14 protein-coding genes are annotated in these 13,469 nt (G+C 70.1%); 4 read left to right on the top strand and 10 right to left on the bottom strand.

Annotated features, from left to right (window positions below; genetic code table 11):
- Window position 1: 1 nt before the first annotated feature.
- Entirely contained in the window at window positions 2–955 is a 954-nt protein-coding gene (locus VGL85_RS14300; protein WP_331589628.1) for a magnesium transporter CorA family protein, read from the bottom strand.
- A gap of 66 nt (window positions 956–1,021) precedes the next feature.
- Window positions 1,022–1,705, bottom strand: a complete 684-nt coding sequence (locus VGL85_RS14295) for a CHAP domain-containing protein (protein WP_331589627.1) — start codon at window positions 1,703–1,705, stop codon at window positions 1,022–1,024.
- Between the two features lie 576 nt (window positions 1,706–2,281).
- Here VGL85_RS14295 and VGL85_RS14290 point away from each other — a divergent pair.
- Window positions 2,282–2,653: an AprI/Inh family metalloprotease inhibitor gene (locus tag VGL85_RS14290; RefSeq protein ID WP_331589626.1), complete on the top strand. Its 372-nt coding sequence runs from the start codon at window positions 2,282–2,284 to the stop codon at window positions 2,651–2,653.
- Here the strand turns inward: VGL85_RS14290 and VGL85_RS14285 are convergent.
- Window positions 2,650–4,812 (bottom strand): primosomal protein N', encoded by a 2,163-nt coding sequence (locus tag VGL85_RS14285; protein WP_331589625.1) that lies wholly within the window; start codon window positions 4,810–4,812, stop codon window positions 2,650–2,652. The genes VGL85_RS14290 and VGL85_RS14285 overlap by 4 nt on opposite strands.
- 67 nt (window positions 4,813–4,879) lie before the next feature.
- Between VGL85_RS14285 and fsa the strand changes: the two genes are divergently transcribed.
- The 3 genes from fsa to VGL85_RS14270 are packed head-to-tail and all read left to right on the top strand — an operon-like array spanning window position 4,880 to window position 7,176.
- On the top strand, window positions 4,880–5,533 hold the full coding sequence (fsa, locus tag VGL85_RS14280; protein ID WP_331589624.1) for a fructose-6-phosphate aldolase: 654 nt from the start codon (window positions 4,880–4,882) through the stop codon (window positions 5,531–5,533).
- Between the two features lie 34 nt (window positions 5,534–5,567).
- Complete coding sequence (locus tag VGL85_RS14275; RefSeq protein WP_331589622.1) at window positions 5,568–6,251, top strand: DUF484 family protein; 684 nt, start codon at window positions 5,568–5,570, stop codon at window positions 6,249–6,251.
- A 10-nt stretch (window positions 6,252–6,261) separates the two neighbouring features.
- Window positions 6,262–7,176, top strand: coding sequence for a tyrosine recombinase XerC (locus VGL85_RS14270; protein ID WP_331589621.1), 915 nt, complete (start codon window positions 6,262–6,264; stop codon window positions 7,174–7,176).
- Here VGL85_RS14270 and VGL85_RS14265 read toward each other — a convergent pair.
- The 7 genes from VGL85_RS14265 to VGL85_RS14235 form a co-directional block, all read right to left on the bottom strand.
- Entirely contained in the window at window positions 7,142–7,450 is a 309-nt protein-coding gene (locus VGL85_RS14265; RefSeq protein ID WP_331589620.1) for a hypothetical protein, read from the bottom strand. The two genes, VGL85_RS14270 and VGL85_RS14265, sit on opposite strands and share 35 nt — an antisense overlap.
- Window positions 7,447–7,722 carry a hypothetical protein gene (locus tag VGL85_RS14260; protein WP_331589619.1) on the bottom strand — a complete coding sequence of 92 codons (276 nt, stop codon included), beginning with the start codon at window positions 7,720–7,722 and terminating at the stop codon, window positions 7,447–7,449. Before VGL85_RS14260 ends, VGL85_RS14265 begins: the two co-directional genes overlap by 4 nt.
- Window positions 7,723–7,775: 53 nt before the next feature.
- Complete coding sequence (locus VGL85_RS14255) at window positions 7,776–8,234, bottom strand: GNAT family N-acetyltransferase (protein ID WP_331589618.1); 459 nt, start codon at window positions 8,232–8,234, stop codon at window positions 7,776–7,778.
- Between the two features lie 14 nt (window positions 8,235–8,248).
- Window positions 8,249–9,679, bottom strand: a complete 1,431-nt coding sequence (gene lpdA / locus VGL85_RS14250) for a dihydrolipoyl dehydrogenase (protein ID WP_331589617.1) — start codon at window positions 9,677–9,679, stop codon at window positions 8,249–8,251.
- 89 nt (window positions 9,680–9,768) lie between these two features.
- A complete protein-coding gene (locus tag VGL85_RS14245; RefSeq protein ID WP_331589616.1) occupies window positions 9,769–9,993 on the bottom strand; it encodes a hypothetical protein in 225 nt (74 codons plus the stop codon).
- 91 nt (window positions 9,994–10,084) lie between these two features.
- A complete protein-coding gene (gene odhB, locus VGL85_RS14240; RefSeq protein WP_331589615.1) occupies window positions 10,085–11,329 on the bottom strand; it encodes a 2-oxoglutarate dehydrogenase complex dihydrolipoyllysine-residue succinyltransferase in 1,245 nt (414 codons plus the stop codon).
- 33 nt (window positions 11,330–11,362) lie between these two features.
- The coding region (locus VGL85_RS14235; protein WP_331589614.1) for a 2-oxoglutarate dehydrogenase E1 component at window positions 11,363–13,469 on the bottom strand (2,107 nt) is incomplete at its 5' end.

The raw sequence follows: 13,469 nt of genomic DNA, 5'->3' as shown, positions 1-13,469 counted from the left end.
CTCAAAACCAGCCGCGGCGCTTGAACCAGATCACCGGCAGGACGGCGGAGATCAGCATCAGGCCGAGCGCCATGGGGTAGCCGTAGGCCAGCTCCAGCTCCGGCATGTGGTGGAAATTCATGCCGTAGACCGAGGCGACCAGGGTGGGCGGCATCAGGATCACCGCGGCGACCGAGAAGAACTTGATGATGCCGTTCTGCTCGATGTTGATCAGGCCGAGCGCCGCATCCAGCAGGAACGAAACCTGGCCGGACTGGGCGTCGGCGTGCTCGGTCAGCGACTGGCCGTCGTGCTGCAGGGCGTGCAGGTGGGCCAGGCAGTCGTGATCGTCGGCGATCTCGCGGGCCAGGGCGGCGAAGGCGAACAGCCGGGCCAGCCCGACCAGGCTCGCACGCGTCAGCGATGTCAGCGACTGGGCGCGGGCCAATTCGGTCAGCAGCACCTCGAACTGGCCGGCCTTGGGCTTGCCGAAGATGGCGGCCGAGACGCGCTGCACCTCGGTGTCGGCCCGCTCCAGCAGGTCGGCCAGCCGCTCCATCACCGCGTCCAGCAGGCCGAACAGGCATGACGAGCCGGTGGCCACGCCCAGCGCCTTGGCGCGGTCGGCGAACAGGTCGAAGGCCTTGATCGCGTCATAGCGGATGGTGACCAGCACCCCCTTGGCCAGCACGAAGGTGACGGGCGTCGGGACCCGGCTGTCGTCGTCGCGCCGCGACAGCAGGGTGGCGGTCATGAAGGTCGCGCCGGCGGCCTGGAAAAGCCGGCTGGACGGCTCGATCGCGGCCATCTCCTCGCGGGTCGGCAGCTCCACGCTGAGTGCGGCCTCCACCGCCAGCTCCTCCTCGCGGCCCGGGGCGATCAGGTCGAGCCACAGGGTGTCGGCGGGCGGCGTCCAGCCGGCCCGCAGGGTCACGGTCTCCGGGTGGTCAGCCCCGCGCCTGAGGATCTTCAGCATGCAAGCCTCCGCCAACGCGCCTTCGTGGAGCGCTGCGCCAAGGCCGTCAAATCCTCAGGGAGACGCTCAGTTGCCGCCGTTGTCGCCGCGGGCGGCCTTGAGGATCAGGGCGGCGATGCGATCGGTGGAGTCGGCCGCCTGGTTCAGCATCGAAAGCGGACCGGCGTGGCCGGGCCGCACGGCCTGGGCCACCTGGTTCGCGGCCGACTGAGCCACGGTGATCGCGGTGTTCTCGAAGTTCGACAGGCCGGTGGCGGCCAGCACCTTCGCCGCGGTGTCCTGGTAGATGAAGCCATAGGTCTCGTAGGTGGACCCGCCGAGGTCGCGGCTGGGGTCGTACCACACCTTCACCTCGCTCCAGTCGCCGCGCGGCGACACGTCCACGAGGGTAACGTCCTTTTCGATCTTCCCGCGCGAGCCTTCGATCGGCGACCAGTTGGCGTGGGTGATCTGGATGATGCGGTCGGTGAGCACCTGGCTGACCACGGCCACGTGGCCCAGGCGCATGCGGCCCTGCGGCTTGAAGCAAAGCACGGCGCCGGCGCGCGGCGAGAAGCCTTCCTCGTACTTGCCGACGGCCTGCTGCCACCAGGTATAGGCGTCACCGAAAATCTGGATGCCGGAGACCAGGCGCGCGAACGGCGCGCACTGCCAATAGGTTTCCGCCAGCGCGCCACCCGACAGGGGCGCGAGGCTCATAACCGCCGCGACGGCGAAAGAACCCAGAAGGGTCTTCGTCCGCTTGAGCATGCTTGTGGAACTCCCCGGCACGAACTTGACTGACATAACCCTATCCGGCTCAGAGTGAAAAGAGGGTTTAGAAAACAGCGACGCCACGTCGCGGCGGGTCTAACGCGAGCTATCCGATAGGAATTGGCCGATTAGTTGGAAAAATCGAGAGTTGACAAGAAAAATTCGAAAATCACGCTTCATCGATCAAGTCATTGGACGCGCCACGCGCATCTCCAACGCCTCTATTCTTCTGCCTAGATCGCTAAAGTAGACTACCGAAAACATACGGTGACGCTTCAAACACTGGAAATCACGCACCTGTAACGAAATGAAACAAGAGCTGGCGCCGCCACGCTCAGGTCTTCGCGCCTCGCGCGAAATTTGTGCAAAACAGCTTCACAATACCGCGACATAGCCGCCGCGGACGGCGCGCGGCCGGAACTCGGACGATTCCGGCGACTCTTCCGCCCGCGTTACGGCCCCAGCCGGTGGCCCGCAGGCGCCGCAAACCGCCCACGGACCGGCCGCCGCGCGGAAGGAAACCGCAGGCGGCGGGCAGGCGTTCTCCTGATCAGAAGAGTCCGGAGATCTCCGATGAAAACCCTGATGCTCGCGGCGGGTTTCGCCGCCATATGCGCCGCCGCAGTCCCCGTCGCCGTGTGGGCCGCCGACAACGAGGCCGGCGTGCCGCTCACCCCAACCGAGGCGGCCGGCGCCTGGACGATCTCGTCCGAAGGCCAGGACCTCTGCACGCTCACCTTGAACGCCAGCCATGGCGTGAAGTCGCAGGCGGCCTGCAACAGCGCCCTGCCGGGCGCGCCGACCAGTTGGCAGCCAACCTCCGACGGCGTCGAACTGATGGGCGCGGACGGAAAGCAGATCATGGCCTTCCACCGCTGGAGCAACAGCCTGTTCGTGTCGCACCGGCACAGCGGCGAGGACGTCCAGCTCCGCCGCGGCGCCTAGAGGAAGCTGTAGGGGTCGATGTCGATGGCCACCCGCACCGAGGCGGGCGGCTTCACCCGCGCGCGCCAGGCGGCCATGTAGGCCGATAGGTCCACCGTGCGGTCGGCGCGGACCAGGAAACGCTTGCGCCGGCGCCCGCGCACCAGGCTGAGCGGGGCGTCGGCCGGCCCGTAGACCTCGACCCCGTCGGAATTGGGCGCCGCGGCGGCCATGGCCTGGACGAAGGCCTCCAGCTGGGCCGGATCGAGGCCCGAGACCACCGCCGCCGCCAGCCGCCCGAACGGCGGCAGGCCCGCCAGTTCGCGCTCGGCCATCTCGGCGGCCACGAAGGCGTCGCGGTCCTGGGCCGCCAGCGCCTGCATCACCGCGTGCTCCGGGGCCCAGGTCTGCACCAGGGCGCGGCCCGGCTTGTCGGCGCGGCCCGCCCGGCCCGTCGCCTGGGCCAGCAGCTGGAAGGTGCGCTCGGCGGCTCTGAGGTCGGCGCCGCGCAGGCCGAGGTCGGCGTCCACCACGCCCACCAGGGTGAGATTGGGGAAGTTGTGGCCCTTGGCGGCGGCCTGGGTAGCCACCAGGATGTCGATCTCGCCGGCCGCCATGGCCTCGATCAGCCGCTTGCCTTCGCGCGCGTCGAAGATGGTGTCGGAGGAAAACACCGCCAGCCGCGCCTGCGGGAACAGCGCGCGCGCCTCCTCCTCCACCCGCTCCACGCCGGGGCCGATGGAGACCAGACTGTCGGCCGCGCCGCAGTGCGGGCAAGCCTTGGGCTTGGGCATGGAAAAGCCGGTCAGGTGGCAGACCAGGCGGCCGGAATAGCGGTGCTCCACCAGCCAGCTGTCGGTGTCGGGCGCGCACAGCCGCTCGCCGCAGGCCTTGCAGAGCACCAGCGGCGCATAACCCCGGCGATTGAGGAACAGCAGGGTCTGTTCGCCCCGCGCGAAGGTCTCGGCCATGGCCTGGACCAGCGGCGGCGAAAGCCACCGGCCGGTGTCCGGCGGGGTCTCGCGCAGGTCGACGAGGCCGATGTCCGGCAGCCGCGCCGCGCCGTGCCGGGCCTCCAGCCTCAGCCAGGCATAGCGGCCCTGTTCGGCGTTGCGCAGGGTCTCCAGCGACGGCGTGGCCGAAGCCAGGATGACGGCGGCGTCCTCGATCTTGCCGCGCGCCACGGCCAGGTCGCGGGCGTGGTAGATGAAGCCCTCCTCCTGCTTGAAGGAGGCGTCGTGCTCCTCGTCGACGACGATCAGGGCGAGCTTGCGGAACGGCAGGAACAGCGCCGAGCGCGCGCCCACCACGATGCGGCAGGACCCGGCGGCGACCGCTTCCCAGACCCGGCGGCGCAGGGGCGGGGCGACGTCGGAGTGCCACTCGCCGGGCGCGGCGCCGAAGCGGTCCGCCACCCGGCCGATCACCGCCTGGGTGAGCGCGATCTCCGGCAGCAGGACCAGCACCTGGGCGTCGGGATCGGCGGCCAGCGCCGCGGCCGCCGCCTCCAGATAGACCTCGGTCTTGCCGGAGCCGGTGACCCCGTCCAGCAGGGCGACGCCGTAGCCGCCGGCCGCGGCCATGGTCCGAAGTTCGGCCGCCGCCGCCGCCTGGCTTGGGTTCATCGCCGCGCCGGGACGCGCCGGGTCCGGCGGCGGAAAGGCCGTCTCGGCCTCCACCAGCCGCACCGCCAGGACGCCCTCATCGACCAGGCCCTTGACCACGCCCGCGCCGACGCCAGCCGCCCGCGCCAGGTCCGCCGGGGCCAGAGCCGCGCCCCGCGCCGCCGCCAGCACCTTGGCCCGCGCCGGCGTCGGCCGCGCCGGCCCGACGCCGGTGACCTCGACCACCTTCACCGGCCGCGCCTTCTGGGCGCGTGCGCCGCGCAGGGCGATAGCCAGCGGCTGGCCCGGCCAATCCACGGAATAGCGCGCCGCCCACTGGACGAACTCCACCGTGCCCGGCGGCAGGCGCGCGCCCTCCAGCCGCCCCTCGATGGCCTTCAGCGGCCGGTTGCCGCCGGCCGCGTCGCGCAGGGCCACCACCACGCCGTGCAGCAGGCGCGGGCCCAGGGGCGCGGCCACCTGGTCGCCGACCTCCAGCTCCAGGCCCTCCGGCTCGGCGTAATCGAAGGCCTCCGGCAGGGGCATGGGCAGGAGAACGGAAGCGATACGGCTCATTGAAAAGGGTTTTGCGCGCGAACCCGGCGCCGCTACAAGCACCGTCCGCAAACTTAAGGCTTTTCCGATGCAGCTCTTCCTCGACACGCCGGACGTGGCCCTGATCAAGGACCTGGCCGCCACCGGCCTGGTGGACGGGATCACCACCAATCCCAGCCTGATCGCCAAGGCCGGCCGGGACATGCTGCAGGTCATCGCCGAAATCTGCGACGTCGTGGACGGGCCGGTGAGCGCCGAAGTCGCCGCCATGGACACCGCCGGCATGCTGGACGAGGGCCGCAAGCTGGCCTCCATCGCGCCCAATGTGGTGGTCAAGGTGCCACTGACCCGCGACGGCCTGATCGCGACCCGCGAGTTCGCCGCCGAGGGTATCGCCACCAACGTCACCCTCTGCTTTTCCGCCGCCCAGGCCCTGCTCGCCGCCAAGGCGGGCGCGAGCTACATCAGCCCCTTCGTCGGCCGTCTCGACGACCATGGCGCCGACGGCATGGACCTGATCGTCGAGATCCGCGCGATCTACGACAACTACGACTTCGACACCGAGATCCTGGCGGCTTCGATCCGCAATCCGGCGCATGTGATCCGCGCCGCGCTGGCGGGGTCCGATTGCGCCACCATCCCGCCCGATGTGTTCAACGCGCTCTTCAAGCACCCGTTAACCGAACGGGGCCTTGATCAGTTCATGGCGGACTGGGCCAAGACGGGCCAATCCATCTTGTAGGTTCGGCCATCTTGTAAAGCTTGGGGAAAGCAGCATGGACGGCTCGCAAGGCGGTATCGAGGAAGCGCCGCTGCAGCCGGCCGCCGTCCGCCGATTCCTCTCCGACAATCCGGAGTTCCTGACCGGCGACACCGGCCTGCTTGACGAGCTCGGCCTGCGGGTCGCCGCCGGCAATGTGGTCGACTTCGGCCCAGCCGCGCTGGCCCGCGTCCACGCCGCCCACCAGCGCGAAGCCAGCCAGCGGCAGATGCTGGAGGAGACCGCCCGCGCCAACTTCTCCGCCCAGGCCCAGACGCACGGCGCGGTGATCGACATCCTGGACGCGCGCAACCATTCCGACCTGGCGCGGCGGCTCGACGAGCTGGCGCAGCAGCGGTTCGGCCTGACCGCCGGCGTCATCGCTCTGGAATCCGACAGCGGCTCGCCCGCCGGCTGGAAGATGCTGGTGGAGGGCCAGGTGGACCTGCTGCTCGGCGGCCCGCAGCGGCTGGCCCGCATGGGCTTCGCCCCCACCGCGCTCGGCCTGTTCGGGGATCGCGCCGAAACCGTCGCCTCCATGGCCATGGTGCGCATGTCGATCTGGGAGCCGGCGCGCGAGGGCCTGATCGCCTTCGGCGCGCCCGATCCGGAAGGGTTCACCCAGGACATGGGCGCCGAGCTGGTGGCCTTCCTCGCCCGTGTGGTCGAACGCACCGCCGAGCGCTGGCCGCTCTTGTAGAGGTGGGGCTGTGACCTCGGAGCAGGCCCTGGCCGCCTGGCTGGAGCACCTGGCCCAGGAACGCCGGTCCTCACCCCGCACGCTGGAGGCCTATGGGTTCGCGGGCCGCCGCTACCTTGCTTTCATGGAACAGCACCGCGGCGAGGCGATCTCGCTCGAGGCGCTGGGCGACATCACCGCCGGCGAAGTCCGCGCCTGGCTGGCCCACCTGCGCGCCGGCGACCATCCGCTGTCGCCGCGTTCGCTTTCCCAGGCGCTGTCCGCCGTGCGCGGCTTCCACCGCTTCCTCGACCGCCGCCTCGACACCCCCAACGCCGCCATTCCCCTGGTGCGCGGACCGCGGGTGAAGCCCGGCGCGCCCAGGCCGGTGAGCGAGGACCAGGCCCGCGGCCTGATCGCCGAGCCCGCCCTGGACCCCGACCGCGAAAGCTGGGAGGCCGCGCGCGACGAGGCGGTGCTGACCCTGCTCTACGGCTGCGGCCTGCGGATCTCCGAGGCCCTGTCGCTGAAGCGGTCCGACGCCCCGTTCCCCGAGGCGCTCAGGATCACCGGCAAGGGCTCCAAGACCCGAATCGTCCCGGTGCTGCCCGCCGTGCGCGAAGCCACCGAGGCCTATCTGGCGGAAGTCCCCTTCGGCCTGTCGCCGAACGAGCCCTTGTTCCGCGCCAAGCGCGGCGGCCCCTTAAGCCCGCGCCACGTCCAGGCGACGGTGCAGACCCTGCGTGGGCGCCTCGGCCTGCCGGCCAGCGCCACCCCGCACGCCCTGCGGCACAGCTTCGCCACCCATCTGCTGGGCGCGGGCGCGGACCTGCGCTCGATCCAGGAACTGCTGGGCCACGCCTCGCTGTCGACCACCCAGCGCTACACCCAGGTCGACGCCGCCGCCCTGCTCAGCGCCTATTCGAAGGCGCATCCTCACGCCTAGCGGGCCGAGACGAAGGGTCCGCCGCGCCCGGCGCCAGATAGGTCGGGTGATAGCCGACGGGCGTGGGCACCGAGCAGCCGTCGAGCTGGCGCAACACCGCATATTGCGCCGCCGGTCGCAGGCCCCTGAGGGCGACGTCCTGGCGGGCGACCTCGCGCTCCACCACCTGCCGGCAATAGCTGGGCTGGTGATAGAGGTTCGGCGTGCGCTCGACGGAGGCCTGCCCGCCGAGCGGGGCGGCCACCGCGGCCGCGGCGAGAGCAGCCAGGATCATCGGCCGGCCTCCACATTGCACAGCGTCCCGTCCGGATAGTCGGCCCACTTCCGCAGGCCCTTGGCCGGGCGGTCGCCCTGGCGATAGAGCGCGGTCGGCGTGGCCTTCAGGGACACTTCCGTGTGGCCGGGCGGATTGTCCATGCACGTCCGGGCGCCGGGCAGGATGCGGATCAGCTCGCTGGACGGCCGCAGGATCGAAGGCTGCGGCGCGGCGGGCGGCGCGGCCAGCGTCTGGGCCGAAAGCTGGGTGGCGAGGAGCAAGGCGATCATGGCGCGTCTCCGGTTCGCCGCGGAGGCTGCCACCAGCGCGCGCGGAGGCCAAGTTAACTCTTGCCGGGCGCCGAGAGGGAAGACCGGCCGGGCGGCGGGCGCACCAGCCGCAGCCAGTCGATGTCGGAGCCGAGGTCGCGCCCCTCCTCGGTGCAGACGAAGCCCTCGCGCTGATAGAAGGCCCGGGCGCGCCGGTTCGGGGCCTGCACCTTCAGCGAGATCGGGCCGCCGGCCACCGCGCTCACATGATCCAGCAGCGCCTTGCCGATGCCGCGGCCGCGCTCGACGACATAGAGCGAATGCAGGAAGTTCTGCGGCCGGTAGAAGCCGGCCAGGCCCAGGATGCGGTCGGCGGCGATCGCGACATAGATCTCCTCGTCCTTCGCCGCGCGCAGGAAGTCGTCGCGCTTGTGCCGTTCCGGCGGCAGCCAGGTGAAGGTCTCGCTGAGCACGCGCACATAGAGGTCCGCACAGACGCCGAATTCGTCGGACCAGGCGCGGCGGATCTGCATCGCGGGCCTTGGGGTCAGGCCTGCATGGTCCACCCTTCCACGCCCATGGCGGCCTGGCGGAGCGCCTCGGAGCGGGTGGGGTGCGGATGGCAGGTGCGGGCCACGTCCTCGGATGCGGCGCGGAACTCCATGGCCACGCAGTACTCGGCGACCATCTCCGACACCGAGGGGCCGATCAGGTGGGCGCCCAGGACCTCGTCGGTGGCCGCGTCGGCCAGCACTTTCACGAAGCCTTCGGTCTCGTGGTTGATCCTGGCGCGGCTGTTGGCGGTGAAGGGGAACTTGCCCGTCTTGTAGGCGCGGCCCTCGGCCTTCAGCTCCTCCTCGGTCTTGCCGACCCAGGCGACCTCCGGCGCCGTGTAGACGACGCTGGGGATGATGCCATAGGCCACGTGGCCGGCCTTGCCGGCGATGGTCTCGATGCAGGCCACCGCCTCGTCCTCGGCCTTGTGCGCCAGCATCGGGCCGAGCGTCACGTCGCCGATCGCCCAGACGCCGGCCGCGGTGGTCTTCCAGTGGTCGGTCTCGATGAAGCCGCGCTTGTCCGGGGTGATCCCGACGCTCTCCAGGCCCAGGCCGTCGGTGTAGGGCCTGCGGCCGACGCACAGCAGGACGTAGTCGACCTCGATCGTCTCGGCGCCGCCACCCGCCACCGGCTCGACGGTGACGCTGACGCCCTTCTTCGACGCCTTGGCGCTGGTCACCTTGCTCGACAGCTTGAACGTCATGCCCTGCTTGGTCAGCGCCCGCTGGAAGGTCTTGGCGACCTCGGCGTCCATCCCGGGCGTGATGCGATCGAGGAACTCCACCACCGTCACCTGGGCGCCCAGCCGGCGCCAGACGGAACCCAACTCCAGGCCGATGATGCCGGCGCCGATCACCAGAAGGCTCTTCGGAACCTCCGGCAGCGACAGCGCCCCGGTGGAGTCCACGATGCGGCCCTGGTCGACGCTCACGCCGGGGATCGCCGAGGGCTCCGAGCCCGTAGCGATGACGATGTTCCTGGCGGCGACCTGGGTGACCGCGCCATCGGGGCCGGCGACCTCGACCTTGCCCGGGCCGGTGATCTTGCCCTTGCCCTTCAGCCAGTCGACCTTGTTCTTCTTGAACAGGAACTCGATGCCCTTGGTGAGCTGGGCCACCGAGGCGGCCTTCTGCGCCATCATCTGGGTCAGGTTGAGCTTCGGCTTGCCGACCTCGATGCCGAGCTCGGCGAAGTGGTTGGCCGCGGCGTCATAGAGCTCCGAGGCGTGCAGCAGGGCCTTCGACGGCATGCAGCCGACGTTGAGACAGGTGCCCCCCAGGGTCGCGCCGCCATCGATCCCCTTGTCGACGCAGGCGACCTTCAGGCCAAGCTGGCCCGCCCGGATCGCGGCGTTGTAGCCGCCAGGGCCGCCCCCGATGATGACGACGTCGTAGGGGGTCTCGGGAGTGGATTCAGCCATGGTGCGCCCGTTTGGATATGGGCGCGCACCCTAGGCGCCGAAGGGCTCAGGTCAACCGCGCGACCGTCGTAAATCGCGGCAGGCGGCGGCTACTTCGGGCCGGTCTTCTGTTCCGTCACATCGGTCTGCGGCGGCGGCGGGTTTTCGCTGGGCGTCGCCGGGGCTGTGGCGCTGCTGTTCTGGCCGGTGACCGCCGGCGCCGGAGAGGTCGCGCCGGTCTGGCCGCTGGGGGCCGCGGTCGAGCACGCATAGAGAACCAGGGCGCCCAGGGCGCAACCGGCGGCGCGCGCGGCGATCATCACATCGTGGCGCATGGGAGGCTTCCTTCGGTTGGCGGCGGCCCGTTTGCCGTCGCCCCGGGAGAACCCCTCCGGCGCCTGGGTGTTCCCCCAAAAGCGTCCCGGCCTACAGGTCGAGCAGCAGCCGCTGGGGCTCCTCGATGGCTTCCTTGACGTGGACCAGGAAGGTCACCGCCCCTTGGCCGTCGACCACCCGGTGGTCGTAGCTGAGCGCCAGGTACATCATCGGGCGGATTGCCACCTGGCCGCCGATCGCCATAGGCCGATCCTGGATCTTGTGCATCCCCAGGATGCCCGACTGCGGGGCGTTGAGGATCGGCGTCGACATCAGCGAGCCGTAGACCCCGCCGTTGGAGATGGTGAAGGTGCCGCCCTGCAGGTCTTCCAGCGCCAGCTGGCCATCGCGGGCCTTCTTGCCCAGCGCGCCGATGGCCTTTTCGATGCCGGCCAGGCTCATGGCGTCGGCGTCGCGGACCACCGGGGTCACCAGGCCGCGCTCGGTGCCGACCGCGACCGAGATGTCGTAGTGGTTCTTGTAGATCAGGTCCTGGCCGTCGATCTCGGCGTTGACCTCCGGGACCATCTTCAGGGCATGGACCACCGCGCGGACGAAGAAGCTCATGAAGCCCAGCTTCACGCCGTGGGTCTTCTCGAAGACGTCCTTGTACTGGTTGCGCAGGGCCATGACCGCGCTCATGTCCACCTCGTTGAAGGTGGTCAGCATGGCGGCGCTGTTCTGGGCTTCCTTCAGCCGGCGCGCGATGGTCTGGCGCAGGCGGGTCATGCGCACCCGCTCCTCGCGCTCATGCACCTCGCGCGGGCCGGCCGGGGCGGGCGCGGCCGGCGGGGCCTTGCCTCGGGCCTCCAGGGCGGCCAGCGCGTCGCCCTTGGTGATGCGGCCGTCCTTGCCGGTGCCGGCGATCTGCGAGACGTCGAGGTTGTTTTCGGCGGCGACCCGCTGCGCCGAGGGCGCCAGCACGGGCTCGGCGGCCGGCTTGGGGGCCGGAGCCGGCGCGGGCTTGGGCGCTTCCACCTTCGCAGCTTCCGGCTTGGGCGCTTCGGCCTTCGGGGCTTCGGCCTTGGGTTCGGGAGCGGCGGCCGGCTTGGCCGCGGCGGCGGCTTCGGTGATCTTGCCAAGCACCGCGCCCGGCTCGACCGTGGCGCCTTCCTCGGCGTTGATCTCGGCCAGCACCCCGTCGGACGGCGCGGCCACCTCCAGGCTCACCTTGTCCGTTTCGAGCTCGACCAGGATCTCATCCTTGCGCACCGCATCGCCGGCCTTCTTGGCCCAGCGCGCCACCGTGGCCTCGGTGACGGACTCGCCCAGCGTTGGCGTCATGATGTCGGCCATGGGGGATGATTTCCTTCTTCTCTCGGTCGGGGTTCAGGCGAAGGCTTCGGCGAGGAAGGCTTCGAGCTCCTTCACATGGCGCGCCATCAGGCCGGCGGCGGTCGAGGCCGAAGCCGGGCGGCCCACATAGCGGGCGCGCTTGGCGTGCACGTTCATGCGCTCCAGCGTCAGCTCCAGCCACGGGTCGACGAACATCCAGCCGCCCATGTTCTTGGGCTCTTCCTGGCACCAGACCAGCTCGGCGTTCTTGAAGCGCTTCAGCACGGCGGAGAGCGACTTCAGCGGCCAGGGATAGAACTGCTCCAGGCGCAGCAGGTAGATGTCGTCGCGGCCGGTCTTGGCGCGGTGGTCAACCAGGTCGAAGTAGACCTTGCCCGAGCAGAGGATCACCCGGGTGACCTTGTCGTCGGGGGCCAGCGTGATCCCGCCCACATCCATGTTGGCCTCGGCCCCGTCCGGCATCACCCGGTGGAAGCTGGTGCCCTCGGCGAGGTCGGAGAGGTAGGAGACCGCCCGCTTGTGCCGCAGCAGCGACTTGGGCGTCATGACGATCAGCGGCTTCCGGAACTCGCGGATCATCTGGCGGCGCAGCGCGTGGAAGTAGTTGGCCGGCGTCGAGCAGTTGACCACCTGCATGTTGTCCTCGGCGCAGGACTGCAGGTAGCGCTCCAGGCGCGCGGAGGAGTGCTCCGGCCCCTGGCCCTCGTAGCCGTGCGGCAAGAGCATGACGAGGCCGCTCATCCTGAGCCACTTGCGCTCGCCCGAGGAGATGAACTGGTCGACCACCACCTGGGCGCCGTTGGCGAAGTCGCCGAACTGGGCCTCCCACATGGTGAGCGTGTTGGGGTCGGTGAGCGAGAAGCCGTACTCGAAGCCCAGCACCGCCTCTTCCGACAGCGCCGAATTCAGCACCTCGAAGTGCGCCTGGCCGGGGCCGAGGTTGCGCAGCGGGAAATAGGTCTCCTCGGTCTTCTGGTCGACGATGCCGGCGTGGCGCTGGGTGAAGGTGCCGCGGATGGAATCCTGGCCCGACAGGCGCACCGGATAGCCCTGGTCGAGCAGGGTGGCGAAGGCCAGGCTCTCGGCGGTGGACCAGTCGATGCCCTCGCCGGCGTCGATGGCCTCGCGGCGGCCGGCGATCACCCGGTCCACGGTCTTGTGGACACTGACCCGCTCGGGGATCGAGGTCAGCTTGTGGCCGAGGTCGAGCAGCTTCTGCTTCGGAACCCCGGTGACGCCGCTTTCCTCGGAGCCGGGCAGCTTCAGGCCCGACCACTTGCCGTCCAGCCAGTCGGCCTTGTCGGCGTGGAAGGTCTTGCCGCTGTCGAACTCGGCGTCGAGGAACTTGTCGAACTCTGCGATCCAGCCGTCGATCTCGGCCTGGGTCGCGGTGCCCTCGGCGACCAGGCGCTGGGCGTAGAGGTCGCGGACGCTCGGGTGGTCCTTGATCTTGGCGTACATCAACGGCTGGGTCATCGTCGGGTCGTCGCCCTCGTTGTGACCGAACCGGCGGTAGCAGAACATGTCGATGACCACGTCCTTGCCGAACTGCTGGCGGTACTCCGTGGCGACGCGCGCGGCGAAGACGACGGCTTCGGGATCGTCGCCGTTGGCGTGGAAGATCGGGGCTTCCACCATCAGCGCGGTGTCCGACGGATAGGGCGAGGAGCGGCTGTTCTTCGGGCTGGTGGTGAAGCCGATCTGGTTGTTGACGATGAAGTGGATCGAGCCGCCCACGCCGTAGCCGCGCAGGCCCGACAGCGCGAAGCACTCCGCCACCACGCCCTGGCCCGCGAAGGCCGCGTCGCCGTGCATCAGCAGCGGCAACACATGGCCGCGCCCGGCGCCGGCGTTGGCGCGAAGCGTGAAGGCCTGCTTGGCGCGCGCCTTGCCGATCACCACCGGATTGACGATCTCCAGGTGCGACGGGTTGGCGGTCAGTGACAGGTGGACGGAATTGCCGTCGAACTCGCGGTCCGAGCTGGCGCCCAGGTGGTACTTCACGTCGCCCGAGCCCTCGACGTCGGAGGGGAGCGAGGAGCCGCCCTGGAACTCGTGGAAGATCACCTGGTAGGGCTTGCCCATCACGGCGGCCAGCACGTTCAGGCGGCCGCGATGCGGCATGCCGACGATGATGTCC

Source organism: Phenylobacterium sp., assembly GCF_036501465.1.
Classification (GTDB): Bacteria; Pseudomonadota; Alphaproteobacteria; order Caulobacterales; family Caulobacteraceae; genus Phenylobacterium.
The sequence above is the reverse complement of the archived record's forward strand: the minus strand, read 5'-3'. Positions and strand labels throughout refer to the sequence as shown.

Excerpts from the sequence above, each read along its gene's own strand:
- odhB (WP_331589615.1), bottom strand. The coding sequence starts at position 11,329 with ATGGCCGACATCATGACGCCAACGCTGGGCGAGTCCGTCACCGAGGCC.
- fsa (WP_331589624.1), top strand. The coding sequence starts at position 4,880 with ATGCAGCTCTTCCTCGACACGCCGGACGTGGCCCTGATCAAGGACCTG.
- VGL85_RS14300 (WP_331589628.1), bottom strand. The coding sequence starts at position 955 with ATGCTGAAGATCCTCAGGCGCGGGGCTGACCACCCGGAGACCGTGACC.
- VGL85_RS14260 (WP_331589619.1), bottom strand. The coding sequence starts at position 7,722 with ATGATCGCCTTGCTCCTCGCCACCCAGCTTTCGGCCCAGACGCTGGCC.
- VGL85_RS14245 (WP_331589616.1), bottom strand. The coding sequence starts at position 9,993 with ATGCGCCACGATGTGATGATCGCCGCGCGCGCCGCCGGTTGCGCCCTG.
- VGL85_RS14290 (WP_331589626.1), top strand. The coding sequence starts at position 2,282 with ATGAAAACCCTGATGCTCGCGGCGGGTTTCGCCGCCATATGCGCCGCC.
- VGL85_RS14295 (WP_331589627.1), bottom strand. The coding sequence starts at position 1,705 with ATGCTCAAGCGGACGAAGACCCTTCTGGGTTCTTTCGCCGTCGCGGCG.
- VGL85_RS14285 (WP_331589625.1), bottom strand. The coding sequence starts at position 4,812 with ATGAGCCGTATCGCTTCCGTTCTCCTGCCCATGCCCCTGCCGGAGGCC.
- VGL85_RS14265 (WP_331589620.1), bottom strand. The coding sequence starts at position 7,450 with ATGATCCTGGCTGCTCTCGCCGCGGCCGCGGTGGCCGCCCCGCTCGGC.
- lpdA (WP_331589617.1), bottom strand. The coding sequence starts at position 9,679 with ATGGCTGAATCCACTCCCGAGACCCCCTACGACGTCGTCATCATCGGG.
- VGL85_RS14275 (WP_331589622.1), top strand. The coding sequence starts at position 5,568 with ATGGACGGCTCGCAAGGCGGTATCGAGGAAGCGCCGCTGCAGCCGGCC.
- VGL85_RS14255 (WP_331589618.1), bottom strand. The coding sequence starts at position 8,234 with ATGCAGATCCGCCGCGCCTGGTCCGACGAATTCGGCGTCTGTGCGGAC.